Origin of the sequence: Bacillus tequilensis KCTC 13622 (assembly GCF_000507145.1) — a bacterium.
Lineage (GTDB): Bacteria > Bacillota > Bacilli > Bacillales > Bacillaceae > Bacillus > Bacillus tequilensis.
The window spans coordinates 1-259 of the sequence record NZ_AYTO01000051.1 but is presented as its reverse complement, the minus strand read 5'-3'; the positions used below and the strand labels follow the sequence as shown (position 1 = coordinate 259).

The 259-nt window shown below is 57.9% G+C and carries 1 protein-coding gene; it reads left to right on the top strand.

Translation table 11 applies throughout. From position 1 onward, the window contains the following. The coding region (locus V756_RS01000000123025; protein ID WP_032682250.1) for a collagen-like protein at positions 1–259 on the top strand (259 nt) is incomplete at both ends.

Below are 259 nucleotides of genomic sequence, written 5' to 3'. Positions count from 1 at the left end.
TGGGGCCACCGGAGAAACAGGACCAACTGGAGTAACAGGACCAACCGGAGTAACTGGGGCCACCGGAGAAACAGGACCAACTGGTGTAACTGGACCAACCGGAGTAACTGGGGCCACTGGCGCAACTGGAGTAACCGGAGTAACTGGGGCCACTGGAGTAACAGGACCAACTGGTCCAACTGGAGCCACTGGCGCTACCGGAGTAACTGGACCAACCGGAGTAACTGGCGATACTGGAGAAACAGGACCAACCGGAGTA